Annotated in this window: 24 protein-coding genes and 3 tRNA genes; 14 read left to right on the top strand and 13 right to left on the bottom strand. The window is 68.6% G+C overall.

Features of this window, described 5'->3' with window-relative positions:
* Positions 1–179 precede the first annotated feature (179 nt).
* The gene (locus ACUN0C_RS05470) at positions 180–401 is read left to right on the top strand and encodes a CsbD family protein (RefSeq protein WP_445465305.1); all 222 of its coding nucleotides are present in this window, start codon (positions 180–182) and stop codon (positions 399–401) included.
* A 157-nt stretch (positions 402–558) separates the two neighbouring features.
* Here the strand turns inward: ACUN0C_RS05470 and ACUN0C_RS05465 are convergent.
* Together ACUN0C_RS05465 and gloA are read right to left on the bottom strand one after the other, a co-directional pair.
* Positions 559–634: transfer RNA gene (locus ACUN0C_RS05465), tRNA-Glu, on the bottom strand.
* Positions 635–734: 100 nt separating this feature from the next.
* A complete protein-coding gene (gloA, locus tag ACUN0C_RS05460) occupies positions 735–1,175 on the bottom strand; it encodes a lactoylglutathione lyase (RefSeq protein ID WP_445465304.1) in 441 nt (146 codons plus the stop codon).
* A gap of 42 nt (positions 1,176–1,217) precedes the next feature.
* Between gloA and ACUN0C_RS05455 the strand changes: the two genes are divergently transcribed.
* The 3 genes from ACUN0C_RS05455 to ACUN0C_RS05445 all read left to right on the top strand — a co-directional run bounded on the left by ACUN0C_RS05455 (position 1,218) and on the right by ACUN0C_RS05445 (position 3,195).
* Positions 1,218–1,991 (top strand): SIR2 family NAD-dependent protein deacylase, encoded by a 774-nt coding sequence (locus ACUN0C_RS05455; RefSeq protein WP_445465303.1) that lies wholly within the window; start codon positions 1,218–1,220, stop codon positions 1,989–1,991.
* 145 nt (positions 1,992–2,136) lie between these two features.
* Positions 2,137–2,712 (top strand): cold-shock protein, encoded by a 576-nt coding sequence (locus ACUN0C_RS05450; protein ID WP_445465302.1) that lies wholly within the window; start codon positions 2,137–2,139, stop codon positions 2,710–2,712.
* Between the two features lie 15 nt (positions 2,713–2,727).
* Entirely contained in the window at positions 2,728–3,195 is a 468-nt protein-coding gene (locus ACUN0C_RS05445) for a DUF192 domain-containing protein (RefSeq protein WP_445465301.1), read from the top strand.
* 57 nt (positions 3,196–3,252) lie between these two features.
* Here ACUN0C_RS05445 and ACUN0C_RS05440 read toward each other — a convergent pair whose 3' ends face one another.
* Genes ACUN0C_RS05440 through ACUN0C_RS05430 form a run of 3 tightly spaced genes read right to left on the bottom strand, consistent with a single transcriptional unit; the run spans position 3,253 to position 5,532 of the window.
* Positions 3,253–4,071, bottom strand: a complete 819-nt coding sequence (locus ACUN0C_RS05440; protein WP_445465300.1) for a substrate-binding domain-containing protein — start codon at positions 4,069–4,071, stop codon at positions 3,253–3,255.
* A gap of 28 nt (positions 4,072–4,099) precedes the next feature.
* On the bottom strand, positions 4,100–4,825 hold the full coding sequence (locus ACUN0C_RS05435; protein ID WP_445465446.1) for an ATP-binding cassette domain-containing protein: 726 nt from the start codon (positions 4,823–4,825) through the stop codon (positions 4,100–4,102).
* Between the two features lie 5 nt (positions 4,826–4,830).
* Entirely contained in the window at positions 4,831–5,532 is a 702-nt protein-coding gene (locus ACUN0C_RS05430; protein ID WP_445465299.1) for an ABC transporter permease, read from the bottom strand.
* A gap of 68 nt (positions 5,533–5,600) precedes the next feature.
* On the opposite strand from ACUN0C_RS05430, the gene ACUN0C_RS05425 reads away from it, so the two are divergent.
* Positions 5,601–6,515, top strand: a complete 915-nt coding sequence (locus ACUN0C_RS05425) for a substrate-binding domain-containing protein (RefSeq protein WP_445465298.1) — start codon at positions 5,601–5,603, stop codon at positions 6,513–6,515.
* Here ACUN0C_RS05425 and ACUN0C_RS05420 read toward each other — a convergent pair.
* Positions 6,505–6,660 carry a hypothetical protein gene (locus tag ACUN0C_RS05420; protein ID WP_445465297.1) on the bottom strand — a complete coding sequence of 52 codons (156 nt, stop codon included), beginning with the start codon at positions 6,658–6,660 and terminating at the stop codon, positions 6,505–6,507. The two genes, ACUN0C_RS05425 and ACUN0C_RS05420, sit on opposite strands and share 11 nt — an antisense overlap.
* A gap of 54 nt (positions 6,661–6,714) precedes the next feature.
* Positions 6,715–7,938: a pilus assembly protein TadG-related protein gene (locus tag ACUN0C_RS05415; RefSeq protein WP_445465296.1), complete on the bottom strand. Its 1,224-nt coding sequence runs from the start codon at positions 7,936–7,938 to the stop codon at positions 6,715–6,717.
* A gap of 471 nt (positions 7,939–8,409) precedes the next feature.
* Here ACUN0C_RS05415 and ACUN0C_RS05410 point away from each other — a divergent pair.
* The 4 genes from ACUN0C_RS05410 to wecB all read left to right on the top strand — a co-directional run bounded on the left by ACUN0C_RS05410 (position 8,410) and on the right by wecB (position 13,785).
* Positions 8,410–8,486 (top strand) — tRNA-Pro (locus ACUN0C_RS05410).
* 155 nt (positions 8,487–8,641) lie between these two features.
* Entirely contained in the window at positions 8,642–10,672 is a 2,031-nt protein-coding gene (locus ACUN0C_RS05405) for an acyltransferase family protein (protein ID WP_445465295.1), read from the top strand.
* A gap of 157 nt (positions 10,673–10,829) precedes the next feature.
* Complete coding sequence (gene asnB / locus ACUN0C_RS05400) at positions 10,830–12,659, top strand: asparagine synthase (glutamine-hydrolyzing) (RefSeq protein ID WP_445465294.1); 1,830 nt, start codon at positions 10,830–10,832, stop codon at positions 12,657–12,659.
* Between the two features lie 55 nt (positions 12,660–12,714).
* Positions 12,715–13,785 (top strand): non-hydrolyzing UDP-N-acetylglucosamine 2-epimerase, encoded by a 1,071-nt coding sequence (gene wecB, locus ACUN0C_RS05395; protein ID WP_445465293.1) that lies wholly within the window; start codon positions 12,715–12,717, stop codon positions 13,783–13,785.
* 37 nt (positions 13,786–13,822) lie between these two features.
* On the opposite strand, the gene ACUN0C_RS05390 is transcribed toward wecB, so the two are convergent.
* Complete coding sequence (locus ACUN0C_RS05390; RefSeq protein ID WP_445465292.1) at positions 13,823–14,926, bottom strand: glycosyltransferase family 4 protein; 1,104 nt, start codon at positions 14,924–14,926, stop codon at positions 13,823–13,825.
* 196 nt (positions 14,927–15,122) lie between these two features.
* On the opposite strand from ACUN0C_RS05390, the gene ACUN0C_RS05385 reads away from it, so the two are divergent.
* From ACUN0C_RS05385 to ACUN0C_RS05365, 5 genes are read left to right on the top strand one after another with little or no spacing between them, the layout of a single operon-like run.
* Entirely contained in the window at positions 15,123–16,439 is a 1,317-nt protein-coding gene (locus tag ACUN0C_RS05385) for an oligosaccharide flippase family protein (RefSeq protein WP_445465291.1), read from the top strand.
* The gene (locus ACUN0C_RS05380; protein WP_445465290.1) at positions 16,436–17,692 is read left to right on the top strand and encodes a glycosyltransferase family 4 protein; all 1,257 of its coding nucleotides are present in this window, start codon (positions 16,436–16,438) and stop codon (positions 17,690–17,692) included. Before ACUN0C_RS05385 ends, ACUN0C_RS05380 begins: the two co-directional genes overlap by 4 nt.
* A 9-nt stretch (positions 17,693–17,701) precedes the next feature.
* The gene (locus ACUN0C_RS05375) at positions 17,702–18,286 is read left to right on the top strand and encodes a sugar transferase (RefSeq protein WP_445465289.1); all 585 of its coding nucleotides are present in this window, start codon (positions 17,702–17,704) and stop codon (positions 18,284–18,286) included.
* On the top strand, positions 18,274–18,918 hold the full coding sequence (locus tag ACUN0C_RS05370; RefSeq protein WP_445465445.1) for an acetyltransferase: 645 nt from the start codon (positions 18,274–18,276) through the stop codon (positions 18,916–18,918). The genes ACUN0C_RS05375 and ACUN0C_RS05370 overlap by 13 nt, the downstream gene beginning before the upstream one ends.
* A gap of 1 nt (position 18,919) precedes the next feature.
* A complete protein-coding gene (locus ACUN0C_RS05365; protein WP_445465288.1) occupies positions 18,920–20,092 on the top strand; it encodes a DegT/DnrJ/EryC1/StrS family aminotransferase in 1,173 nt (390 codons plus the stop codon).
* An 11-nt stretch (positions 20,093–20,103) separates the two neighbouring features.
* Here ACUN0C_RS05365 and ACUN0C_RS05360 read toward each other — a convergent pair whose 3' ends face one another.
* From ACUN0C_RS05360 to ACUN0C_RS05340, 5 genes are all read right to left on the bottom strand, one after another.
* Complete coding sequence (locus tag ACUN0C_RS05360; RefSeq protein WP_445465287.1) at positions 20,104–21,531, bottom strand: O-antigen ligase family protein; 1,428 nt, start codon at positions 21,529–21,531, stop codon at positions 20,104–20,106.
* A 296-nt stretch (positions 21,532–21,827) separates the two neighbouring features.
* Positions 21,828–22,676, bottom strand: a complete 849-nt coding sequence (locus ACUN0C_RS05355; protein ID WP_445465286.1) for a hypothetical protein — start codon at positions 22,674–22,676, stop codon at positions 21,828–21,830.
* 31 nt (positions 22,677–22,707) lie between these two features.
* Positions 22,708–22,782, bottom strand: a tRNA-Lys gene (locus ACUN0C_RS05350).
* Between the two features lie 97 nt (positions 22,783–22,879).
* Positions 22,880–23,728, bottom strand: coding sequence for an alpha/beta hydrolase (locus ACUN0C_RS05345; protein WP_445465285.1), 849 nt, complete (start codon positions 23,726–23,728; stop codon positions 22,880–22,882).
* A complete protein-coding gene (locus ACUN0C_RS05340) occupies positions 23,725–24,699 on the bottom strand; it encodes a DMT family transporter (RefSeq protein ID WP_445465284.1) in 975 nt (324 codons plus the stop codon). The genes ACUN0C_RS05345 and ACUN0C_RS05340 overlap by 4 nt, the downstream gene beginning before the upstream one ends.
* Positions 24,700–24,729 lie beyond the last annotated feature (30 nt).

Raw genomic sequence — 24,729 nt, 5'->3', positions numbered from 1 at the left:
CTTCGCAGGGGCACAACGTGCCGGAAGCGTGCACCGCGATCTTCCCCACAATGCCGCGGACATCGGGGAGTGCCCGCCCGCGTGCGGCGCAATGTCATGAGGTGTCGAACCCTGCAGGAAGCGCGGAACCGTACGGTCCCGAACACGTTGCCCGGAGACAGAAATTTGGAGGCATCGCAATGAATTGGGATCGCATCGAAGGCAACTGGAAGCAGTTCAAGGGTCACGCGAAGACCCAGTGGGGCAAGCTCACCGACGACGATTTCGACGTCGTCGAGGGCCGCCGCGACCAGCTGGTCGGACGCATCCAGGAGCGCTACGGGATCGCGAAGGACGAGGCCGATCGCCAGGTGAACGATTGGCTCGCCAAGGACGACGATTACTGGAGCCGGTCCTACTGACCGCGGCCTGACGAATAGCCCACGCCACGCGCGAGCCGTCCGGGCCTGCGACGGGCGATTGAAGAAGTGAGAGAGAGCCCGTCGGCATCGTCCGGCGGGCTCGATCGCGTGCGCCGGTGTCGGGGCCGTGCCACGGCACGGCTGCCTGAGAGGGAAGTGGTACACCCTACGGGAATCGAACCCGTGTTTCCGCCGTGAAAGGGCGGCGTCCTGGACCGCTAGACGAAGGGTGCTTCGCTGGGCGCGCTTATAGGGACGGTGCCGGAGGTCGGCAAGCGTCTCCAACACGCCGCTTGTCCATATCGCCCGCTGATATGGAGAGCCGTCGCGCGGTTACCAATGGCCCGTATTGCCCATCGACGCCCAGGGCTCCTGCGGCGGCCGGGCCGCACCCTTCTGCAGGAGCTCGATGGAGATGTTGTCGGGGGAACGGACGAAGGCCATGCGCCCGTCGCGCGGCGGTCGGTTGATCGTGACGCCCGCCGACCGGAGGCGGTCGCAGAGCGCGTAGATGTCGTCCACCTCGAAGGCGAGATGGCCGAAATTGCGGCCCTCGCCATAGGCTTCCGGATCCCAGTTGTAGGTGAGCTCGAGGAGCGGCGCGCGCTCCTGTTCCGCCCGGCCGGCGTCCTCGGGCGCCGCCAGGAAAATCAGCGTGTACCGCCCTTGCTCGCTCTCGGTCCGCCTGACCTCCTTCATCCCGAGCGTGCTGCAGTAGAAGTCGAGCGCCTTGTCGACATCGGCGACGCGCACCATGGTGTGGAGATAGCGCATCGGATCCTCCTTTGCGTGGGACGAACGGGTCGGAAGGAGCATATGGCGCGGCGCAGCGAGGGCAATGGCATCGACGCGCTCCGCAGGCTGATGTCCGGCGCGGATCGGATCCTCGCCTTCACCGGCGCCGGCATCTCGACCGAATCGGGCATCCCCGATTTCCGCAGCCCGGGCGGCATCTGGAGCCGGATGGCGCCGATCACCTACCAGGAGTTCGTCGCCTCGGAGGAAAGCCGCCTGGAGGACTGGCGCCGCCGCTTCGTGATGAACGCGGACTTCGCGCGCGCAGAGCCGAATGCCGGCCATCGCGCGCTCGCCATGCTGCTGGACGAGGGCCGCGATGTCGCCGTCGTCACGCAGAACATCGACGGGCTCCATGCGCGCTCGGGCATTCCGGCCGACCGCCTCGTCGAGCTTCACGGCAACGCCACTCACGGCCGATGCCTTGATTGCGGCCGCCGCATGGAACTCGGGGAGGCGAGGGCGCTGATCGAGGCGGAGAGGCGCTGCCCGCGCTGTCCCGCATGCGGGGGGCTGGTCAAGGCGGCGGTGGTCTCGTTCGGCCAGGCCATGCCGGAGGCGGAGATGGCGAGAGCCGTCCGCTTCGCGGAGCGTTCCGACCTGGTGCTGGCGATCGGCTCATCCCTCGTCGTCCACCCGGCTGCGACCATCCCGCTACTCGCCCGCGAGGCCGGCGCCGATTTGGTGATCGTCAATCGCGAGCCGACGCCGCTCGACGATGTCGCCAGCCTCGTGTTGCGGCGGTCGATTGGTGAAATCTTCACTGAACTTTTTCCTGGCCTCGCGGCGCAGTAGTGGATTGTGTTGTTTATTGCGGAATGGGCTCTTGTCTTGGCCGTCTCTGCCAATGTTATGTTTGTCGGCGAATCAAGCTTAGGCGACAGACCTGACGTCGATCCCGCACTGCGCTTGTGCGTTCCTCGAACGGAGAGGGGGCGAGATGGTGGCGAAAGCGACGGAGGAGATTCCAGCCGGCGTGATGGCCGACGACAGTCCGGTCGACGTCACGATGATCGGCGGCGTCATCAAGTGGTTCGACATCGCCAAGGGCTATGGGTTCATCATCCCGGACAACGGCATGGGGGATGTGCTCCTGCATGTCACCTGCCTCCGCCGCGACGGGTTCCAGACCGCTTACGAAGGCGCGCGCGTAGTGTGCGAGGTGACGCCGGGGCCCAGGGGGCTGCAATGCTTCCGTGTTCTCTCCATGGACGAGAGCGCTGCGCCGCCGCCCTCGCTCCTGCCGCCCGCCCGCCAGCGCGCGGCCGTCACCGCCACGAGCCCGTTCGTTTCCGCCACCGTGAAGTGGTTCAACCGGATCCGCGGCTACGGCTTCGTCACGGAAGGCGAAGGCTGCCCCGACATCTTCGTGCACATGGAAACGCTCCGGCAGTACGGCCTCGCCGAATTGCGGCCGGGCCAGACGGTCCTCATACGCTACGGCGAGGGGCCGAAGGGCTTGACGGTCGCGGAGATCCGGCCTCATAGCGGCGGGAACGTCCCCGTCTCCCACTGAGAGCACGCGATCGCAATGGCCGGGCCGACCTTCATCGCTGCGCTGGCCGGCGCCGCGCTGCTCGCTTCCGCCGCATCCGCGCCCGCCGCGACGGGCGAGCGCCTGCCGCTCGAGATCGCCGGCCCCGATGGCAGCCACACCTTCATGGTCGAACTCGCCGTGACGCCGGAGGCACGTTCAAGGGGCCTGATGTTCCGCCGCGAGATGGGCGCGGACGAAGGCATGCTGTTCGACTTCGACACCGAACGCGAGATCACCATGTGGATGCGGAACACCTACCTGCCGCTCGACATGGTGTTCATCGGCGAGGACGGCACGGTGAAGAGCATCGCGCGCCGCACCACGCCGCTGTCGGAACGGATCATCAGCTCAAACGTGCCGGCCCGCTATGTGCTGGAGATCAATGCCGGGCGGGCCGCGGCCACCGGGGTGCGCCCGGGCGCGCGGGTCTCCGGCGCGGCGATGGACGCGCTGACGCGCTGAGCTGCCCTTACGCGGAGAAGGCGGCGCCCCCGGGTGCGCTTCCGGAGTGCCCTCGCGTCAGTTCGTGCGCGCGTTCGGGAAGAACAGCTGTTCGCCGCCGATCCTGTACTCCGCGATCGCGTCCTGGCCCTCCGGCGACACCAGCCAGTCGATGAAGGCCGTTCCGTCGTCGACCTTCACATGCGGGTGCTTCTCCGGATTGACCAGGATGACGCCGTACTGGTTGAAGAGCTTCGGGTCGCCCTCGACCACAATCTCGAGCCCGCGGCGGTTCTGGAAGGAGAGCCAGGTGGCGCGGTCGGTGAGGGTGTAAGCGGGCATCTCGGCCGAGGTGTTGAGCGTCGGTCCCATGCCGGTCCCGAGTTCGCGGTACCAGCTGCCGGACGGCGCGACGCCCGCCTCTTTCCAGAGCGCGAGCTCGGCCTGGTGCGTGCCGGACTTGTCGCCGCGGGAGGCGAAGGTGGCGCCGGCGTCGGCGATCTTCTTCAGGGCGGCCGCCGCATCGTTCCCGCCCCTGATCCCGGCCGGGTCCTCGCCCGGGCCGACGATGACGAAATCGTTGTACATGACCTCCTTGCGCTCGACGCCATGCCCTTCGCCCACGAACTGCTGCTCCGCCGCCTTGGCGTGGACGAAGACCACGTCGGCGTCGCCGCGGCGGCCGGTGTCGAGCGCCTGTCCGGTGCCCTGCGCGATCACCCGGACCTCGATCCCGGTCCTCGCCTTGAAGATCGGCAGGATGTGGCCGAAGAGCCCGGACTGCTCGGTGGACGTGGTCGAGGCGACCGTGATGAACCGCTCCTGCGCGGCGGCCGTGCCGGTGAATGTGCCGAGCGCGATCGCGCCCGCGATGAAGGTGCGTGCCAGGAAACTCATGTCCATTTTCCGCTCTTGATCGGCAGGCTCACCACAGGAGCTTGCCCTTTATGAAGGCACGCGCGGCTTCCGACCGCGGGCGCTCGAAGAACTCGTCTGCCGGCGTCTGCTCCAGGAGCCGGCCGTGATGCAGGAACAGCACCTCGTCGGCGAGCCGGCGCGCCTGGCCGAGATCGTGCGTCGTCATGACGATCGTCATCCCGTCCGCATGGAACGCCTGGATCATGTCCTCGACGGCGCGCTTGGCGGCGGGGTCGAGTGCGGAGGTCGGCTCGTCGAGGAACATGAGCTCCGGATCGAGCGCCCAGGCGCGCGCCATGGCGAGGCGCTGCTGCTCGCCGCCGGAGAGGAGGCGGGCCGGCCGGCGGGCAAGCGCCTCAAGGCCGTACCGGTCGAGCGCCTCCTGCGCCCGCGACTGGCGATCGGCGCGCGAGCCTTCGGTGAGGCCGAGGGCGTAGGTCAGGTTTCCGAGCGCGGAGCGGCGCAGCATGACGGGCCGTTGGAACACCATGGCGTGGCGCTTCCGCCCGCCCGCCGCGGCGGCGGCGTTCCAGCGGATCGACCCTGCACTGGGCTGGAGGAGCCCGTGGCAGAGGCGCAGCAGAAGGCTCTTGCCCGCCCCGTTCGGGCCCATGACGATCGTGCGGCTGCCGCGCTCGATCCGGAACGAGACGCCGTCGACCAGGGTCTTGCCGGGCACGGCATAGGTGAGCGCCTCGGCGCGCAGCGGAAGGATGCTGAAGCCGCCATGCATCCCGCTCACCCCGTCGCCTTCTGGGCGAGCCGCCCGGTCACGAAGGCGGCGCCGTTCAGCGAAAGCGTGATCGCCAGCAGGACGATCCCGAGGCCGAGCGCCAGCGCGAGATCGCCCTTGCTCGTCTCGAGCGCGATCGCCGTCGTCATGGTGCGCGTGTAGCCGGCGATGTTGCCGCCGACGATGAGGATGGCGCCGACCTCCGCGCTCGCTCGCCCGAAGCCCGCGAGAACGGCGGTGATCAGGCTGAAGCGGCCGTCCCAGAGCAGCGTCGGGATCGCTCTGCTGCGGGAGGTGCCGAGCGAGCGCAGCTGTTCCTCGTATTCGCGCCAGAGGTCCTCGACCACCTGCCTGGTGAGCGACAGGACGATCGGGGTGATCAGCAGCGTCTGCGCGACGATCATCGCGGTCGGCGTGAACAGGATCCCGAGCGCGCCGAGCGGCCCCGACCGCGACAGGACCAGGTAGACGAGGAGCCCTGCGACCACCGGCGGCAGGCCCATGAGCGCGTTGAAGGCCACGACGAGGAGCGAGCGGCCGGGAAAGCGCGCAAGGGCAAGCGCTGCGCCGGCCGGCAGGCCGATGATGCAGGAGATGAGAAGCGCCGCGAGCGTCACCGCGAGGGAGAGCAGGACGATCTCGCCGAGCACGGCGTCGCCGCTCAGGATGAGGCCCAGCGCCATCACGAAGGGATTGTCGGGCGACATCTGCATTCTGTCGCAAGCATTATCCCTGTTGGATTGCTTCGGGCAAGGGATGTATGATCTGCAGTGAAATGCAAGATAATGCAGCGGGTAGCCCGGCGATGGAGTGGATGGACTATCTGACCACGGCGGACGTCGCTGCCTATCTGCGGATCAAGGAGCGGACGGTGTACGACCTCGTGGCGCGCCGGGCGATTCCATGCTCGCGCGCGACGGGGAAACTGCTCTTCCCGCGCCGTGCGATCGACCGATGGGTCGATTCCAATCTCGATGCGCTGGACGGCCGCGTGCTCTCTCCCCCTCCGATCGTGGGCGGGTCGAGCGACCCGCTGCTGGAATGGGCGCTGCGTGAATCCGGCAGCGGGCTGGCAACGCTCTTCGAGGGCAGCACGCGCGGGCTGAAGCGGTTCGGGGGCGCGGAGGCGGTTGCCGTCGGCCTGCATCTCAAGGACGGCGCGGGCGACGGCTACAACCGGGATGCCGTGTGCACGCTGACGGGCGTGCACGACCTCGTGCTGATCGAGTGGGCCGAGCGCGATCAGGGCCTGGTCGTCGCGCGCGGCAATCCTCTCGGCCTCGGCGGCGTGAGCGACCTCGCGGAGCGCCGCCCGCGCATCGTGCTGCGGCAGGAGGGGGCGGGCGCACAGGTGCTGCTGGACGCGCTCCTCTCGGCGGCGGGCATCGGGCCGGAGGCGCTCAATGTCTGCGGCCATTGGGCCCTGACGGACATGGATGTCGGCGCCGCAATCGCCGACGGCGTCGTCGACTGCGGCGTCGCCATCGGTGCGGTCGCGCGACGTTTCGGCCTCGACTTCGTGCCCCTCCACCGGGAGCGGTTCGATCTCGCCTGCCGCCGGCGCGACTATTTCGAGCCGCCGCTCCAGACGCTCTTCGCCTTCACACGGACGGCCGCCTTCGCGCAGAAGGCAGCCCAGCTCGGGCATTACGGGACCGAGCGAACCGGCGCCGTACGCTTCAATGCGTGAGCGACCGGCGGGCATGACGGGCTGGCGCCGATCCGCCATCCAGCCGATAGTGATCGACGCCACTCCGCTCGACAGAGAACGGGTGCTCGCTCAGGATCTCCGAGAGCCGCTGCGTCGCGAGGCGCGCCAGCAGGCCCTCCGCCATGCATCGGGCGAGGTGCCCCTTCTCCGGTCTCCAGTTTCTGGCTCCAAGCAGGGCTCAGTGGGTGAGCCGCGGCTCCGACGGCAGCGCGAGGAGGTCGCTCGATCCGGCAAGGTAGATGTTGCCATTGCCACCCATTTCGATGCGGTTCACGACGAAGACGCGCGGCTTCGGCTCCGGTTGTGCCAAGGCACCCCCGCCGGAGAGCTTCAGCTTCTGCGTAGGGAGATAGACGATGCCGCTGATGTCGGTCTCGCCGCCGCCGATGAGCGCCGAGGTTCGTTCGGAACTCTGCGGCTTCACGGCAAGCGCGATCCCCTTCCAGGGACCGTCATCGGGCGCCTTGATCACGAGCCTGGCGCCACCCTGCATGTTGATGATGCCGTCTGCGGCAGTGAGGATGATCGTCGTGCCTTCGGGCGCGATCAGAGCGGAGCCGGAACCGAGATCCAGGTTGCCCGAGCGAATGACGTATTCTCCCGCCTTCAGGTTGAGCGTCGCGCCCGAACTCAGGGCGAGGCCGCCGCAAAAGGTGCCGGGAACGAGTGTGACAGAGGCGCTCTTCAGGCTCACGTTCGAATAGGTGCAGGGCGGGGTGTGCGGCCAATCCAGCCTAGGTGCGATGGGATCGGCAAGCACAGGCTGACCGAAGATCGGCGCCGGACTGAACTGGGCCGCTGGCTGGGCTGGCCCCACCACGCGCGTGCTGAGCGTCTCGATAGCCGCGCTGCCATTGGTGTGAAGCGCGCGGCTCGATGCAGAGTTCACCTGAGCGACACACCCTTTCGCATCGATCGCGGAGCTTCCCTGGTTCGACCATGCCGCGCTCGCGGAAGGATCGAGCAGGAGGAGACAGACGGGATCGGCGCGTGCGGCGGTCGCGGTGGCGCTCTGCTTCAGGGTGAGCGTGTCGATCCCGAAGAGGCCACCGAATGCAAGCCGCTGCGGCTGTGTCAGTTGGACAGTGACGACCGCCGGCTTCCGTGACTCGATCTTCTGGTTGACCGTACCGGCGAATGGGCTGCCCGTCGCGGCGAAGGAGACGGCCGCGATAGCCGAGGATCTTTCTTCCAGCCGGGAATCACTCGCCTTGTCGTCGTTGCCGAGCTGGATCGCCGCGGCAAGCGCGGCCGCATCGGCTCCCGATTGCAGCTTGGCATTGGCCGTGCTCAGGCTGGAATGGTCGAGGGAGAGTCCGGCAGCCATCAATACAACCGGAAGCGCGAAGGCGGCCAGAATTGCGACCGAGCCGTCTTCTTTACGGACATATCTCGAAAACATCATCGTGCTCCCGGACTGCGGAGTTGCAGTCAAAGCCGGGAACTGCGCCAGAATCTAATTCGAAATGTTTGAAAAGCTAATGAAAGCTTTTCTTAACAACCGGGGAGATGCATAGTCGGCGCACGTTTCAATCTCTGCGGCTGTGAGCGGTGCCACCCCCTTTATGGGCAAGGCTGGCGCGGGTGGCCCCGGTGGCAATTTTCCGACGTAGAGAGGGCATGCGTCGGTGCGCTTGCGGAACTGGAGGAGCCGCGTTCGGGTGGCGGCGGGGTTGAACATGCGCTCCGCTCATAATGCCGGTGCTGCTGCAGGGGAGATGGCTGGCGACCATACCCGTGAACATCGTGAGAACCGATTCCAGGACTATTCCGGGGCCGGGTCGTCCTTTCCTGCCGTCCTGGCCCTCGGATTCCCTGTTTGGTCCGTTTTCCTCTTGGCTTTGCGGGCCCGAAATCCTAGAGAAACGGGCATCGGGGCATAGCGCAGTCTGGTAGCGCACCTGCTTTGGGAGCAGGGGGTCGCAGGTTCGAATCCTGCTGCCCCGACCAACGCCTGACGGATTCCATGCGCACACACCTCGTTCCCGAAGACGACCGCCACCGCCTCGTCGGCGCAGCGATTCCGGCAGGCGGTGCGGGCGGCCCCGGCGCTTCGGATCGTCTGGGCTGAACGGGGCAGGCGGCACATCCCGGAAGGACGGCAGTTGAGGGGCGGGCGCAACGTGGCCGCGCATGGCGGCGGGGCGGAGAACGCCGGAAGGGCAGCCGTCCGCGCCGACATCCAGGGCCTCCGCGCCGTGGCCGTGCTCGCGGTCATCCTCTACCATTTCGGTGTGCCGTTCGTGCCCGGCGGCTTCGTCGGGGTGGACGTGTTCTTCGTCATTTCCGGCTACCTGATCTGCTCGTCGCTGGTCCGCGAGGCGGAGCGGACGGGAAGGATCGACCTCCTCGCGTTCTGGGGGCGCCGGGCCAAGCGCCTCCTGCCGAACGCGCTCCTGACGATCAGCGCGGTCCTCGTCGTTTCTGCCGTGCTCCTGCCGGGCTTCCGGTACGAGCGGATCGCCGAGGACGGGCTGGCCGCCACATTCTTCGTGGCAAACTACGTGTTCGCAGGCAACGCGGTCGACTATTTCCGGATGCAGGATCCGCCGAGCCCGTTCCTGCATTTCTGGTCGCTCTCCGTGGAAGAGCAGTTCTACGTTGGCCTGCCCATCCTGCTGGTCCTCGGCCTCGTCCGGGGCAGGGCGCGTCCCCGATCGATGGCGGCCTTCGTCCTCGGTGCCCTGCTCGTCGGCTCCTTCGGCTATGCGCTGTTCGTCACGCAGCAGAACCAGCCCATGGCGTATTTCCATACCGAGACGCGGGTCTGGCAGCTCGCCGCCGGCGGGCTGGCCGGGCTTTACGCGATGTCAGGGGCGATGCCGTCGCCGCGGATAGGGCGGGCGATGGCCTGGGCCGGCGCCCTCGGCGTCGCCTTCGCCGTCGCCTGGATCACGGACGACGTGCGTTATCCGGGTGCCTACGCGCTCCTGCCGACGCTCGCCGCGGTCCTGCTCCTGCTCGGTGCGGCGGACCGCGACCCGTTGCTGCGCCGCGTGCTCTGCACGGCGCCGGCCCGCTGGATCGGCGACCGGTCCTACAGCCTCTATCTCTGGCATTGGCCGCTCATCGTGTTCGCGGCCGCGCTGTGGCCGGCGAGCGGGCTCGCCCTTGCCGCGGCCGCGATCGCGGTCTTCGTGGTAGCGGCGCTCGCCTACCGCTTCGTCGAGGCGCCGATCCACTTCCGGCCGCTCGGCACCGCCGGGCTCCGGCGGGTGCTGCCGGGCGCGCTTGCGAGCATCGCCCTCGTCGGCGCGAGCGCCTTCGCCTCGACGCGGCTCGCCGTTTCGCCGCATTCCGCCGACCGTGAGCAGGCCATCCTTGCCGCCGCCCGCGATTTCGGCCGCAACTATCCGGACCGGTGCCATCTGCTCTTCGAGGACATCGACCAGCCGGCCTGCCTCTACGGCAGCGAGGACGCGGAGAGGCGCGTCGTCCTGTTCGGCGACAGCCACGCCGCCCAGTGGTTCGCGCCGCTCCTCGCCGCATCCGAGGCGAAGGGCTGGGCCTTCCATTCCTGGACGAAGACCGCCTGTCCCTCCGCCGACGTCTCCATCTGGTACCCGCCGACCAGGAGCATCTACCGGGAATGCGATCTCTGGCGCGAAAGGATCTTTGACGAGATCGCCTCGCTTCGCCCGGACATGGTCGTGATCGCCAACTATTCGCATTATGACGGCTGGCTGCTGGACCGCGACGACGGAACGGTCGCACGCGGGCGCCCCGGCTTCGATCTGTGGCGCGCCGGCCTCGAGAAGGCCGTCGAGCGCCTGCTGGCGTCCGGGGCGCGGGTGGTGCTGATCCGCGACAATCCGCGGCAATATGCGGGTTTCAGGGATTGCCTTGCCGGTGCAGAACCCGATACCTGCGGCCGGCCGCGCCGGGAGGCGATCGAAGGGTACAATGTCGACGAGGAGGTTCGGGCAGCCTTTCCGGCGGTGACGGTGATGGACTTCACGGACGACCTGTGCTCGTCCGCCTGGTGCCCGGCCGAGCGGGACGGCCGGATCCTCTACCAGGACGACCATCACCTGACGGCCTCGTTCGCGGAGACGTTTGCGAACCGCTTCTCGGAACTGCTCTCGGTGCGCACGGTGTCCCGGGGGGCGCAAACCGGGCAGGGGAACGATCCGTGAGCGGCCGCGCGCAACGGCTCGCCCGGCAGCCGTCGCCGCCGGTGCTCGACGGAACGCGTTGTTCGCCCTAGGCGGAAATCACGGATCGCGGCTCGCCTCTGCCGCACAAAAGCCACGAGCGTGCGGACAGGCCGGGATATCTGGAGGACAGAGACGAATGTGCGGAATTGCGGGCCTCGTCCGCCGGAACGGCGCGCCGGTCACCCCGGAGACGATCACGCGGATGACGGACACCGTCGCCCATCGCGGGCCGGACGGCGGCGACCATCTGATCGAGGGGCCGATGGCGCTCGGGCACCGTCGCCTGTCGATCATCGACCTCTCGGATTCTGGCCGACAGCCGATGAGCTACGATTCCGGCCGGTTCGTCGTCACCTACAACGGCGAGATCTACAATTACATCGAGCTGCGGGCGGAGCTGGAGGCGCTCGGCCACGTCTTCACGAACGGCACCGACACCGAGGTGCTGCTGGCGGCCTACGCGCAATGGGGCGCGGACTGCGTCTCCCGCTTCAACGGCATGTGGGGCTTCGCCCTCCTCGACAGGCCGCGGAACGTGCTGTTCTGTGCGCGAGACCGCTACGGCGTGAAGCCGTTCTACTATGTCGACCGGCCCGATCTCTTCGCGTTCGGCTCCGAGATCCGGCAGCTGCTGCCGCTCCTCGACGGCAACCGGGTCGACCTCGAGACGCTCAGGACCTACCTCGTGACCGACGCCGCCGAGCTCTCGGCCGCGACCTTCTTCAAGGACGTTCGCAAGCTTCCCGGCGGCCACACCCTCACTTACGACCTCGCCAGCCACGAAATCCGGATCGAGCCGTACTACCGGATCACGCTCAGGCCCGAGGTTCGGCGGATGGGCGAGGGCGAGGCGATCGAGGCCTTCGCCTCGCTCCTGCAGGACGCCGTGCGGCTGCGCCTGCGTTCCGACGTGAAGGTCGGGACCTGCCTCAGCGGTGGGCTCGACAGTTCGAGCGTGGCGACGCTCGCCTCCGATCTCTACCGCGCCGCGAACGGCGGCAAGTTCTCGGCGATCACGGCGGTCAGCGAGCAGGAGAGCAACAACGAGGCGCGCTACGCCGAGCAGGTCGTGGGGGCCGCTGATCTCGACTGGCACCAGACGCGGCCGACCTATTCCGATTTCGTCGACACGCTGCCTGAGATCGTGCGTGTCCAGGAAGAGCCGTACGGCAGCCCGTCGATCAGCATGCAGTACTTCGTGATGAAGACGGCGCGGCAGAACGGCATCACCGTGCTGCTCGACGGGCAGGGCGGCGACGAGACGCTGCTCGGCTACGAGAAGTACTACGCCGCCTACATCTTTTCCACGATGCGCGGCAGCGGCCCGGTGGCCGCGCTCGCCGCGATGCGCTCGGTCGCTGCCAACAACAGCAAGATGGGGCCGCTCAACATCGCCAAGTACCTGGTCGGCGGGCTGGTCGCGCCGGCGCGCTATGCCTTCTACCGCCGGCGGCACGGCTACATGCGCAGCCACGGACCGATGCCGGAGCACATCCTCGCCTTCGCGCGGTCGAGCGCGAACGATTTCGCGCTCCAGGAGCTGGAGATCCGGTCGACCAACCTGCCGGTCCTGCTGCGCTACGAGGACAAGAACTCGATGGCCCACAGCATCGAGACCAGGCTGCCCTTCCTCGATTACCGTCTCCTGGAGACGAGCCTCTCGCTGCCCGGATCGCTGAAGATCCGCGACGGCTGGACCAAATGGATCCTGCGCAAGGCGATGGACGGGCGGATGCCGGACTCCATCGTCTGGCGGAAGAACAAGTTCGGCTTCGAGGCGCCGGAGGAGATCTGGCTGCGCCGGCACGCCGACGAGATGAAGCGGACGGTGATGACGTCGCGTCTGCTGGCCGAGCTGGCCGACATGAAGAAGCTGTCCGCCGCCTTCGACAGGCTCGACAAGAGGAGCAGATGGCGGCTCTACAACACCGCTCTGTGGGAGAGCACCTTCTCCGTCACCGCCTGACCGCCTTGTTCCCGGCCGTTTCCGCCCTGCCAGAGAGTTTTCCGGAGAGACCGACTTGAAGACCGTCGTCACCGTCGTCGGAGCGCGTCCCCAGTTCATCAAGGTGGCGCCGGTCAGCCGCGCACTGCGGCTGACCGGAGGCGTGAACGAGGTCCTGGTGCATACCGGCCAGCACTTCGACTTCAACATGTCGGACGTGTTCTTCGCCGAGCTCGAGATCGACCCGCCCGATCACCTGCTCCAGGTCGGCGGCGGCGGCCACGGCGCCATGACCGGCAGCATGATGCAGAAGCTCGAACCGCTGCTGCAGGAGCTCGCGCCGGACGCCGTGCTGGTCTACGGCGACACCAACTCGACGCTCGCCGGCGCGCTCGTCGCCGCCAAGCTCCATGTGCCGGTCGTCCATGTCGAGGCCGGGCTGCGCTCCTTCAACCGGGCGATGCCGGAAGAGATCAACCGCCTGATGACGGACCATCTCGCGAGCATCCTCTTCACCTCGACTGACGTGGCGACCGAGAACCTGATGCGCGAAGGCATTTCGCGCGAAAGCGTCCACCAGGTCGGCGACGTCATGTTCGATTCGGCCCTGCTCTTCGCGGAGCGGGCGAAGGCGCGGAACGCGCTCCTCGTGGAGCTCGCGCTCGAGCCCGGGCGCTTCGTCCTGGCGACCGTCCACCGGGCGGAGAACACGGACGACCCGGAGCGGCTGCGGGCCCTGGTGGGCGGGCTCGAACAAGTCGCGGCGGAGCTCCCCGTCATCCTGCCGCTCCATCCGCGGACGCGGAACGCGCTGGCTAGGGCCGGCCTCTCGTTCGAGCGGGTGAGGACGGTCGAGCCGCTCGGCTACCTCGACATGGTGGCGCTGGAATCGCAGGCGGCCGCGATCGCCACCGATTCCGGCGGCGTGCAGAAGGAGGCCTTCTTCTACCGCGTGCCCTGCGTCACGCTTCGCGACGAGACGGAATGGGTCGAGCTCGTCGAGCTCGGCTGGAACCGCCTGGCGCCGCCGAGGGACGGCGGCGTCGCGGAGGCGGTGCTCTCGGCGATCGGAACGCAAGGCACGGATGCGGCGCCCTACGGCAGCGGCAATGCCGCCGGCGCGATCGCCGAGGTGCTGGCGGGCTGACGGGGCATGGGCCGTTCGTCGCGCCGAAGGGGCGGCGCTACGCCATCACCTCTTCGTAGAAGGCGATCAGCTTCTTCTCTTCCGCCTGCCAGTTGTAGCGCTCCGTGACGGCGCGCCTGCCGTTCTCGCCCATGCGGCGTGCGAGCTCCGGGTCGCCGACCAGCCGGTCGATCGCCTCTGCGATCGTCGCAGGGTCGATCGGATCGACGAGGAGGCCGCAGTCATTGCCCTCGACGATCTCGCGCCACAGGGGAAAGTCCGAAGCGATCACCGGGATTCCTGCGGACATGTACTCGAACATCTTGTTCGGCTGCGCGTCCAGGTGGTTGGGGCCGGGCTTGAACGTCACCAGCCCGGCGACCGAGCGCCCGAGCACCGCGCGGACCTCCGCCCGGTCGATCTGGCCCAGCGCGTTGACCCGGCTCCAGCCTGCCTCCCGCTGCACCGCCTCCTCGACGTCCGAGCCCGCCAGCCTGCCGCCGAGATTGAGCCGGGCGCCGGAGCGCACCAGCGCCATCGCCTTCACCATCTCCACGATGCCGCGGATTTCGGCGAGGCCGCCGACGTAGCAGACCTCGCGCTGCTTGCCGGTCCAGCCCGTGTCGACCCCCAGTTCGCCCGGGAGCGGATAATTGTTGATGTTGATGCTGCGGATGCCCTTCCGCCGGAACTTGTCGCGGATGAAGGGCGTGGCGGCGACGACGCCGTCGATGCGGCGGCAGATCGCGTCCTCGACGATCGCCGCGCCGATCGAGACCGGGCGCCGCAGCGGGCCCGGGATATACGGCTTGGTGAGCACGTCCTGCGGCATGTCCTCGTGCGAATCGAAGATCACCCGCTTGCCGCGGCGCTTCAGCGCGAGGGCCGCGGGCAGGAGTTCGGGGTCGTGAAGGTGGTAGATCTCGGCATCGGCAGCGATCGCGCGCTTCAGCACGCGCCGCGTCGCGCCGATCGCGCGGTCGAGCCTGCCCCTCGAGGCGCCGGCGTCGACGATGGCGACCCCGTCGCGACGTTCGTCGCCCTCACCGTCCGCCACGACCAGCGTCACCTCGTGACCGGCCGCGGCGAGGCTCCGGCACTCCTTCAGGAAGATGCGGATGTCGTTGCGCGTGTGGACCGATGTGAGGTGGGCGATCTTCATCTTGGCCGGGTTCCATGCGCGCGTTCGAAGGCCCCCGGTTCGCCGTCGTCGGCCGGCAGGCAATCCGTTGCCGGGGAAGAGGACCGTCGCGGGCTTCTAGCGGGCCCGGCTGCCGGGGTCGACTGGCCGGGGTTAAAAAGCCTTCGATAATCGGATATTGGGGCGCCTCGTCCCGAATGCCGGTCAGCGCGCGCACTTGTCGAGAATCGATCAGCTCCGAAACCTGGTTCGTTCCGAGAACCTGTCCCTCGTTTCGCGAAGCGTCGTCATCCAGGTCATCGGCTACGGCGTCTCCCTGGCGCTCATGCCGGTCGCCATCGCCTTCTACACGCCCGAGCAGTTCGGCATGTTCGCCGTGGCGCTCTTCTGCGCGAACCTCGTCGGAAGCTATGGCGGGCTGAAGCTCGAATGGGCGGTCATCAACGAGCATTCCGGGCGCGCGGCGGAACTGCTGCTGAGGGTGTCCCTGACCCTTCTGCTGGTTCTCGGCATGCTGGCGGCTCTGGCCGCGGCCGTGGTCCCGCAAGCTCTCTTCGACCGGTTCGACCTCGCCCGGGGCGCGGCGCTGCTCGCGGCACCGGTCGCCGTCGTGACCGGGTTCGGGCTCTTCCTGCAGGCTTGGGGCATCCGGACCAGGAACTACGAGGGCGTCTACCTTTCCCGGAATGCGGTCATGGTGTCGCGCCAGGCCTTCCAGATCGGCCTCGGCCTCCTCTGGCCGTCGGTTGCGGCCCTCCTGGTATCGGAATTCGCGGCCCGGCTGCTCGGCGTCCGGATCATCCTCGGCAGGCTGCGCAAGCGGATCGCACTGGTGGCGCCGACCCGCCTCGCGCGGCTGATCGGTCCGCTCGCCTTCCGCCGCTACGGCCACTATTCCAAGGTCGCGCTGCCCTCCAGCCTCGTCGATTTCGCCATGACGGAGGGGCTCGCGGTGGTGATCGTGCCGCTCTACGGGCTCGAAGTCGCCGGCGCCTACTGGCTGGTGCAGCGGATCTTCGGGATTCCCGTCGCGCTGATCGGAACGGTGGCGGCGGACGTCTTCCAGGGCCAGATCGCCCGGCGCAGCGACCACGACCAGATCCTCAGGCAGATGACGCAGGTCGGCGCGCTGCTCACGGCCTTCTCTGTGATCGTCCTCCCGGCCGCAGCCGTCGTCTTCTGGCTCCTGACGCGCCATTTCTACGATGGGAAGTGGGTGCTGAGCGGACAGCTCGGCCTCTATCTCGTCCCCGCCATCTGCCTGCAGTTCATCGCGTCGCCGCTCAGCCGCATCCTGATCGTTCGCGAGAAGATGCACTACAAGTACATCTTCGACGGCACGATGTTCCTCGGGCTGGCGAGCTGGCTGACGCTGACCACGATCGGCGGCCTCGGCGTTCTCCATTCCATCGCCTACCTGGCGGGCGTTCAGGCGCTCGCCTATTCGGTCTACATCGTCCTGTGCTTCCACATTGCCCGCCAGGCGAAGGCCGGCGCCGATCGGCGGATGAAACCCGGGGAGCTCGGCTCTTGAAGCGCGTCTGGATGCTCAATCATTACGCGCTCGAGCCGGGCGGCGCGGGCGGCACGCGGCACTATTCGCTGAGCCGTCACCTGCCGGCGCACGGATGGGAGAGCACGGTGATCGCCGCGAGCACGCTGCATCCGTCGGGGCGGCAGCGCCTCGAGCCCGGCGAGAGATGGCGGCTCGAGCGCCTGGGCGGCGTCGACTTCCTGTGGCTCGCAGCGCGGAGTTATTCGGGCAACGGCCCCGACCGCGTCCTCAACATGCTGGACTACACCTACCAGGCGCTCAGGTCTCCTGCGCTGAAGGCGCTGCCGCGGCCCGACGTCGTGATCGGATCGAGCGTCCATCCGCTCGCCGCCTGGGCGGGATCACGATTGGCGAAGCGCTATTCCGTTCCGTTCGTGTTCGAGGTGAGGGACCTCTGGCCGCAGACCCTGATCGACATGGGCCGCCTCGGCGAGCGCAGCCCGATGACGCATCTCCTGCGCCGGGTGGAGCGGGCGCTCTACGGCGCGGCGGCGCTCGTCGTGACGCCGCTGCCGAGGGCCGCCGACTACATCGTTCCCCTCGGCGTGCCGGAGGAGAAGGTCGTCTGGATCTCCAATGGCGTGGAGCTCGAGGATCCCGATCCGCCGCCGTACCCGCGTCGGGACGGCCGCCCCTTCACGCTGATGTATTTCGGCGCGCACGGGGGCGCCAATGCCCTTGAGACTGTCCTCGATGCGATGGCCATCGTGCAGCGCACGGAGGGGAGCCCGGCGATCCGCCTGCGGCTCATCGGCGAAGGGCCGCTGAAGCCGGCGCTCGTGGAACGCTCGGCTGCGCTCGGCCTGGCGAACGTTGTCTTCGAGGCTCCGGTCCCGAAGGAGCGGGTCCCGGCGCTTGCCGCCGAGGCGGACGCCTTCGTGCTGTCGACGCTCGATCTCCCGAAGCTCTACCGGTTCGGCATCAGCATGAACAAGCTGTTCGACTATTTCGCCGCCGCGCGCCCGGTCATCCTCGCGGCAGCGGCCGCAAACGATCCGGTGGCGGAGGCCGGCGCCGGCCCCAGCGTTCCGCCGCAGCAGCCGGAGCGCCTCGCCCGCGCCATCCTCGACCTCGCCGCCACGCCCCATGAGGAGCGGGTCCGCATGGGGCAGGCCGGCTATCGTCATGCGCTGGAGCACTACGCCTACGCCGCCCTCGCCGCGAAGCTGGCGTCCCGCCTCGATGGCGTCGCGGGACGGCAGGCTCTTGCCAATCCGGCCGGCCGGGCCTAGGCGAGCGGCATGAAGCGGGCGTTCGACCTCGCCATCGTTCTCGCGACGGCCCCGGCCTGGCTGCCGCTGATGGCCGTCATCGCCCTTGCCGTCCGGCTGAAGCTCGGCGCGCCCGTCCTCTTCCGGCAGATGCGGCCCGGGAAGGACGGCGAACCCTTCCTCATGCTCAAGTTCCGCACCATGACCGACGCCGTGGACGGAAATGGCGAGCCGCTACCGGACGCCCAGCGCCTGACGCCGTTCGGCCGCTTCCTCCGCTCCACGAGCCTCGACGAGCTGCCCGAGCTATGGAACGTGCTGAAGGGCGAGATGAGCCTTGTCGGGCCGCGGCCGCTCCTCATGGAATACCTGCCGCTCTATTCGCCCCGGCAGCGCCGGCGTCACGAGGTCCGCCCCGGCATCACCGGCTGGGCCCAGGTCAACGGCCGCAATGCGCTCGCCTGGGAGGACAAGTTCGACCTCGACGTCTGGTACGTCGAGAACCGTTCCCTCTGGCTCGACATCCGGATCCTCGCGGCGACCGTCGCCAAGGTGCTGCGGCGGGACAGCATCAATGCCGAAGGGTCCGCCACCGCAGAGAGATTCCGAGGCTGACAAGGGGATCGTCACTGGCCCTCCTGGGCGCGAGCGGGCACGGCCGGGTGGTCGCCGACACGGCGCACGCGGCCGGCTGGTCCGGCATCGCCTTCTTCGACGACCGCTTTCCCGCGCTCCGGGCGAACGGTCCGTGGGAGGTCAGGGGCGGATCGGAAGCCCTCTTCGAGACGCTCGGCGCCTATGACGGCGTCCTCGTCGCGATCGGCGACAACGCCGCCAGGCTGCGGCATCACCTGCGCCTCCGCGAGGCCGGCGCGCTCATCGCGACGATCGTGCATCCGAGGGCCTGGGTGAGCCCGCACAGCCGCCTCGGTCCCGGTTCGGTCGTCATGGCGGGCGCCATGATCAATATCGGCGCGGAGATCGGCGAAGCGGTCATCGTCAACACCTCCGCCAGCGTCGATCACGATTGCGTCCTCGGCGATGGCGTGCATGTCTCTCCCGGCGCGCACCTGGCGGGCGGCGTGACGGTGGGCGAGGGGGCCTGGATCGGCATCGGGGCATCGGTGCGTCACGGCATCCGCATCGGGGCCGGAACGCTGGTCGGCGCCGGCGCCGCCGTGGTGCGCGATCTCCCTCCGGGCGTCACCGCAATCGGCTGTCCCGCGCGCCCTTTGAACCGGACCTGACATGCTGAACACGCCCTTTGCGCCCTGGCCGAGCTACACGCCGGAGGAGATCGCCGCCGTCTCGGAGGTGCTCGCCTCCAATCGCGTGAACTACTGGACCGGCGAGCTGTGCCGCCGGTTCGAGGCCCGCTTCGCGAAATGGGCCGGCACGACCCACGCGGTCGCGCTCGCCAACGGCACGCTGGCGCTCGACGTCGCGCTCAAGGCGCTCGGCATCGGAGCGGGCGACGAGGTCATCGTCGCGCCCCGCACGTTCCTGGCTTCCGCCTCGACCGTCGTCACGGCCGGCGCGGTGCCTGTCTTCGCCGACGTCGAGCGCGACAGCCAGAACATCTCGGCCCGCACCATCGAGCCGGTCCTGACGGAGCGCACGAAGGCGATCATCTGCGTCCATCTCGGCGGCATGCCCTGCGACATGGATCCGATCATGGAGCTCGCGGCGAAGCGCGGGCTGAAGGTGGTCGAGGACTGCGCCCAGGCGCACGGCGCCCGCTACAAGGGCCGCCCGGTCGGCTCCATCGGCGATATCGGCGCCTGGTCGTTCTGCCAGGACAAGATCATGACCACCGGCGGCGAGGGCGGCATGGCCACCACGTCGGACGCGGACCTCTGGGCCCGCATGTGGTCCTACAAGGATCACGGCAAGAGCTGGGAGGCCGTCTACGAGCGCAGGCACCCGCCCGGGCCGCGCCTGGTGCACGACAGCTTCGGCACGAACTGGCGCATGCTGGAGATGCAGGCGGCGATCGGCCTCGTCCAGCTCGACCGCATGGAGGAATGGAACCGGCAGCGGACGGCGAACGCGGAACGGATCGCGGCCGTGTGCCGCCGGCATGACGTCGTCCGCGTCCCGGAGGTGCCGGCCGATGTGCGGCACGCCTATTACCGCTTCTACGCCTTCGCCGTTCCGGGGCGCCTGCGCCCCGGCTGGAGCCGGGACCGCATCATCGAGGAGGTCTCGGCGCAGGGCGTGCCGTGCTTCCACGGCTCCGCCTCGGAGGTCTATCTCGAGCGCGCCTTCGATGGCACCGGCTGGCGGCCGCGCGAGCGCCTGCCGGTCGCGCGCGAGCTCGGCGAGACGAGCATCGCCTTCCTCGTCCATCCGACGCTCGCCGAAGCGGAGATCGAAAAGACCTGCACCGTGCTCGACGCGGTCCTTTCGGCGGCCGGGTAGGCGCGCGGGCGTCAGGCCGCGGCAGGAATTCGGGGGCGGGCTTCGTCCCCCTCGGGCAGGGACCCGCCGGCCGCGCGGTCGATGCCGTCCGATGCGAGCGCGACCTCCTTCCTCGGCAGCGAGCCCGCGATCCAGAGCAGGAACACGATCGCCCCCAGCGTCGAGGTGTCGCCGGCCTTCAGCGCGTGGAGAAGCATGACGGCGGCGATCGCCGACAGGCAGAACGTCAGGTGCGCAAGCCTCGGAGGTCGGGGCCGCAAGGTCGCAATGGCGGTGAACGCGCACATGGCCGCAAAGGCGACGACGGCGAGCCGGCCGACTTCCACCCACAGCTCCAGGACGACGTTGTGGGGATGCTTCAGCACCGGGTCGAGGATGGCGTAATAACCGAGCCCGCCGGTCGGGCGGCCCGCTTCGGCGGGGCGCCGATCGCCGCTGCCGAGCCCTAGGCCCTGGGTCCACGTCCTCAGGCTGAGGGGCGATCCGCCGGTCCGCCCGTCCGGCGTCGACTGGAGGGCGGCCGTGATCGCCTCCATCCGGACCGACACGCCTTCGGACTGCGTGCCCGTCAGAAGGTCGTTCCAGTACATCTTGTGGACCGGGTTGACGACGAGGGCGATCAGGACGGCCGCCGTCAGCCCCGCCGCCAGCAGGCCCAGCTGCACCCGCACGAAATGTTCGCGGACGCGGGCGTAAAGCGGCGACATCACCGCGATGCCGATCAGGGCGAGGATGCCGAGGGCGACGTCGGCGCGCTGGTTCGTGAGCACCGTCCCGAGCAGGAACACGCCCGCGGCAATGCCGCAGAGAACCGCCTGGCGGCGGCCGCGCAGCACGAAATACATGCAGGCGGCGGCGGCGCTCGCGAAGAGCCCGCTATAGGCGACCGTGGAGAAGCCGCGCCGGAGGTCCAGGAAGAACAGGAGCGCCTTGTCGGCGTCGTCCGTCAGGATCCGCGGCCAGTGCGACCACAGCCGGAACTGCGCCAGGACCGCGACGATCAGCAGCCCGACGAGAAGGCCGACCGCGAGCCGCGGGCGCAGGGGGCGCGGGATCATAGCCCCGATCGCGAGCATCGGCAGCGTCGGCGCGTAGGCCAGCATGAAGAGGAGCAGCTTCGCCTCGTAATAGGCGTTCTCGTGGCCGAGCCAGTCGCGGAACCGGAACAGGAACGCCCACTGGCTCGGCTGGCCGGCGAGCACGACCAGCACGCCGAGCACCGATGCCAGGACCAAGAAGGCGAAATCCGTCCGCGACGGCCTGCGCAGCATCGTCCGCATCGTGACGGCGAGAGCGATCGCCGCCAGGACCGCGAGGAGGGCGAGGACGCGGCCGGGAAGGACGTAGACCCGACCCAGGAGCGGGATGAAGCACGCTATGCCGAAGAGGATCCCGAGCGCGAACGTCGACCGGCGCACCTTCTCCCACTCGACTTCCATTCTGCGCGACCTCTTCCGCGTCTTCGACAGTAGCTTGCCCGCCGTGCTTATCTGGATCGGTAAACGCCGCGCAACCGCGAACGGCTCCGCTCCGGGCGAGCGGGGTCCGATGAAGGGATCGGGCCGGGCCGCAACGTCCAAACGGTTGAGCGCTGCCGCGCCGGGAATCCGCTCGATCGGCGGAACGGGTCCCCGGCGCGGGTCTGGAGCGGCCGGGACAGCCCCTCAGGGGGTGCTCCGTCTCCAGAGCCCATCAGCAGCACTCCGACGCAGATCGCACGTCGTCGTGCGTAGGTTCATGGCTCGACGGTCAGAAGTGTCCACATGCCGCCGTCATAGTGACCGGCAATGTTGCAGAAGAGCACGTACTCTCCCGGTTCCAGCCGGAGCGTGAGGGTGCCGGATTGGCCCGGATCCAGGTCCTCGACCTCGCCCAGGACGACGAGATCGTCCTCTGCGACTTCCTGCTCGGACTCGTCGTAGGGAAGCGAGCGCTCACCATCCCTCAACGGCGTGACGACGAGTTCATGGATCATGTCCTTCGACACGTTCCTGATCTCGAACGTGACCTCGCCCGCTCTCACCGACTTTGGTTCGGCGTCGATCCCGAATGTTGCCTTGGAGGGGTCGGCGCCGTCGGTCCCCATGGCCAAGCCTGTCGCCATCTCGGTTTCGGCACCCTTGTCCCAAAGCGAAACGGCAACAGTCTCGGCTGAAGCGGCGGCCAATCCCGCCATAGTGCCGATCGCCGACATCGTTCCGATCAATGCAAGCCTTACCAGTGCGTTGCGCATGTTTTCCTCCCTGGTGCAGGGCACTAATCGAACGCACGAAGGTATTTGTCGCGCTTTGATCTGGCTCAATTGCGCATTGGCATTCCCGATGCGACACGGCGTTTTGGACGCTGTCCTTAACGAAAGCTCTGCTTGCTGATCGAGCCGGAGAGCAGCGGGGGCCATCGCTCGCGGATCGAAGGGCGCGAGCGTCGCCGCGCGCTCACGGACGCGCGCCGCGACGTTCAAAAGGCAGCCGCGCTCCTCGATGCTCATGCGGGCAGAAATGCGTGCCTGGTCGCCATCGGTCAGCGCGGCCGAGGGACCGCGATCGAGGAAGCTGAAACCAGCTTCGGCCGACGTGGGGACCACGGCCCGATATCGAAAACGTCACTGCAAAGACTGGTGAGCCCTGTCGGGGTCGAACCGACGACCTACTGATTAAAAGTCAGTTGCTCTACCACTGAGCTAAGGGCTCTCCGCGACCGGCCGAGCGGCGCGCGCGATCGGGTTTACCCGAAGATGCGGCGCGAGAAAACCGCCGAGGCCCGGACCGTCCGGATTGTGCGCTTATGTCAGCCGCGATCCCGCTCCGCGAGGCCGACCAGCGCGTCGACCATCGGGCTCGCCGGGTCGCAGAGCGGTGCGAGCACCGTGAAATGATTGGCGCCCGGCACCTCGGCACAATGGGTTTCGGCGCCGGCGGCCTGCCAGGCATCGGCGATGTCGCGGCTCTGGCGCCGGAACGCGCCGCTTTCCGCGCCGCCGACCCAGGCTTCCAGCCGCGCGCCGCGAGGCACCGGCCAGCGGAAGGGGCTGAGCGCCCGCGCCGTCTCGACGTCGAGCTGGAGCGCGCCGTTGATCGATGTCTCGATCAGAGGCTCGAGATCGAACACGCCCGAGATTGCGAGGCCGCTCCGCACCAGATCGGCCGGCGCGGTTGAGTCCTGCCTCTGCCAGTCTGTGGCGACCGCGGCCGCGGCGAGATGGCCGCCCGCCGAATGTCCGAAGGCGACGATCCCGCGCCCGGTCTCCCGGAACAGGTAGAGGCAGGCGGCGCGAACGTCGTCGGCGATGTCGCCGATCCCGACCTCCGGGCAGAGCCGGTAGGTCATGATGGCGACGTCCAGCCCGCGCGCGTTCGGCCCGGCGGCGAAATGGCTCGCCGACGAGCCGTCGAGCGCCTGCCAGTAGCCGCCGTGGATGAAGAGGGCGACGGGCCGCGCCGGATGGGCGTCGTCGGCGAGGAAGAGGTCGAGCCGCTGGCGCGGATGCCCGCCGTAGGCGAGGCCGAACCGCACGGCGGCCGAGCGCTCCCGTCGATAGGCGGCGGCGTCGCGCGCCCATGCGGCGAGGATCGCCGGATGCTCCGGCACGCGCGCCCGGTTGTTGTACTCGGCTTCGAGATCGCCCGTTTCGCTCACATTCGCCTCCAAGCGCGTCTGAAGACCTCCGGCGGCGCGGTCGCGAGGACCACGCCCGGCAGGACCAGGAGGAGCCCGGCGAGGTGGAACGGCCGGAAGCTCTCTCCCAAAAAGAGCACCGACATCAGCACGCCGTAGGCCGGCATGAGATAGAGCAGCATGCCGTTCGCTGCCGGCCCGAAGCGCTGCACGCCGTAATTGTAGAACGAGAAGGCGAGGACCGAGGGGAAGAGCGCGAGCCCGCCGATCGCGGCCCAGGCGCTCATCGTCGCGGGGAAGGCGCCGGACCGCCAGCTTTCCCAGGCCATGAAGGGCGCGAGCGCCCCCACGCCGGCAATCACGATCGCGGCGAAGAGCGGCAGGGTCGGGATGCGGCCGAGCGACGACTTGCGCAGGACGACCGAATAGACGGCCCAGGACAAGGCCGCCGCGGCGATCAGCAGGTCGCCGGAATTGAGCTCCAGGCTGAACAGCCGGGCGAGGTCGCCCCGCAGCACGATGACCCCGACGCCGGCGAAGGCGAGCACCACGCCGAGGGCCTGACGGCCGGTCACCGGCCTGCCGCGGAAGACCCGCTCCAGGATCAGGATCATCACCGTCGAGGAGGTGTAGATCAGGATGGCGTTGGTGGCGGTCGTGCGGGCGAGGCCGAGATAGACGACGCCGCCGCAGATCACCATGCCGAGCACGCCGAGGATGCCGAGCACGCGCCACTCGCGGACGAGCGCGTGCCTGAAGGCGTGGAGCTGGCGGAGGGTGAAGGGCAGCAGGATGACGAGCGCCACGCTCCAGCGCAGCGTGGCGAGCGTCCAGGGCTCAACTTCCGCCACCGCCGCCCGCCCGAGGACGAGATTGGACGAGAAGAAGAGGGGCATCAGCGCCATCACGGCAATGTCCGTGAAGCGCCGGGGAAGGGGCGGCGGCATCGGGTTCGCGCGGGTTTCTCGGGGCAGCGTTTTGCGGTAACCCACGGGCCGCTCCGGGACAAGCGCGGCTCTTCG

The organism is Faunimonas sp. B44 (assembly GCF_052655945.1).
The sequence above is the reverse complement of the archived record's forward strand: the minus strand, read 5'-3'. Positions and strand labels throughout refer to the sequence as shown.

Coding starts and splice junctions, on each gene's coding strand:
- ACUN0C_RS05360 (WP_445465287.1), bottom strand. CDS start 21,531: ATGGAAGTCGAGTGGGAGAAGGTGCGCCGGTCGACGTTCGCGCTCGGG.
- asnB (WP_445465294.1), top strand. CDS start 10,830: ATGTGCGGAATTGCGGGCCTCGTCCGCCGGAACGGCGCGCCGGTCACC.
- gloA (WP_445465304.1), bottom strand. CDS start 1,175: ATGCGCTATCTCCACACCATGGTGCGCGTCGCCGATGTCGACAAGGCG.
- ACUN0C_RS05375 (WP_445465289.1), top strand. CDS start 17,702: ATGAAGCGGGCGTTCGACCTCGCCATCGTTCTCGCGACGGCCCCGGCC.
- ACUN0C_RS05450 (WP_445465302.1), top strand. CDS start 2,137: ATGGTGGCGAAAGCGACGGAGGAGATTCCAGCCGGCGTGATGGCCGAC.
- ACUN0C_RS05435 (WP_445465446.1), bottom strand. CDS start 4,825: ATGCATGGCGGCTTCAGCATCCTTCCGCTGCGCGCCGAGGCGCTCACC.
- ACUN0C_RS05425 (WP_445465298.1), top strand. CDS start 5,601: ATGCAAGATAATGCAGCGGGTAGCCCGGCGATGGAGTGGATGGACTAT.
- ACUN0C_RS05445 (WP_445465301.1), top strand. CDS start 2,728: ATGGCCGGGCCGACCTTCATCGCTGCGCTGGCCGGCGCCGCGCTGCTC.
- ACUN0C_RS05365 (WP_445465288.1), top strand. CDS start 18,920: ATGCTGAACACGCCCTTTGCGCCCTGGCCGAGCTACACGCCGGAGGAG.
- ACUN0C_RS05440 (WP_445465300.1), bottom strand. CDS start 4,071: ATGAGTTTCCTGGCACGCACCTTCATCGCGGGCGCGATCGCGCTCGGC.
- ACUN0C_RS05420 (WP_445465297.1), bottom strand. CDS start 6,660: ATGGCGGAGGGCCTGCTGGCGCGCCTCGCGACGCAGCGGCTCTCGGAG.
- ACUN0C_RS05455 (WP_445465303.1), top strand. CDS start 1,218: ATGGCGCGGCGCAGCGAGGGCAATGGCATCGACGCGCTCCGCAGGCTG.
- ACUN0C_RS05430 (WP_445465299.1), bottom strand. CDS start 5,532: ATGTCGCCCGACAATCCCTTCGTGATGGCGCTGGGCCTCATCCTGAGC.
- ACUN0C_RS05415 (WP_445465296.1), bottom strand. CDS start 7,938: ATGTTTTCGAGATATGTCCGTAAAGAAGACGGCTCGGTCGCAATTCTG.
- ACUN0C_RS05390 (WP_445465292.1), bottom strand. CDS start 14,926: ATGAAGATCGCCCACCTCACATCGGTCCACACGCGCAACGACATCCGC.
- ACUN0C_RS05470 (WP_445465305.1), top strand. CDS start 180: ATGAATTGGGATCGCATCGAAGGCAACTGGAAGCAGTTCAAGGGTCAC.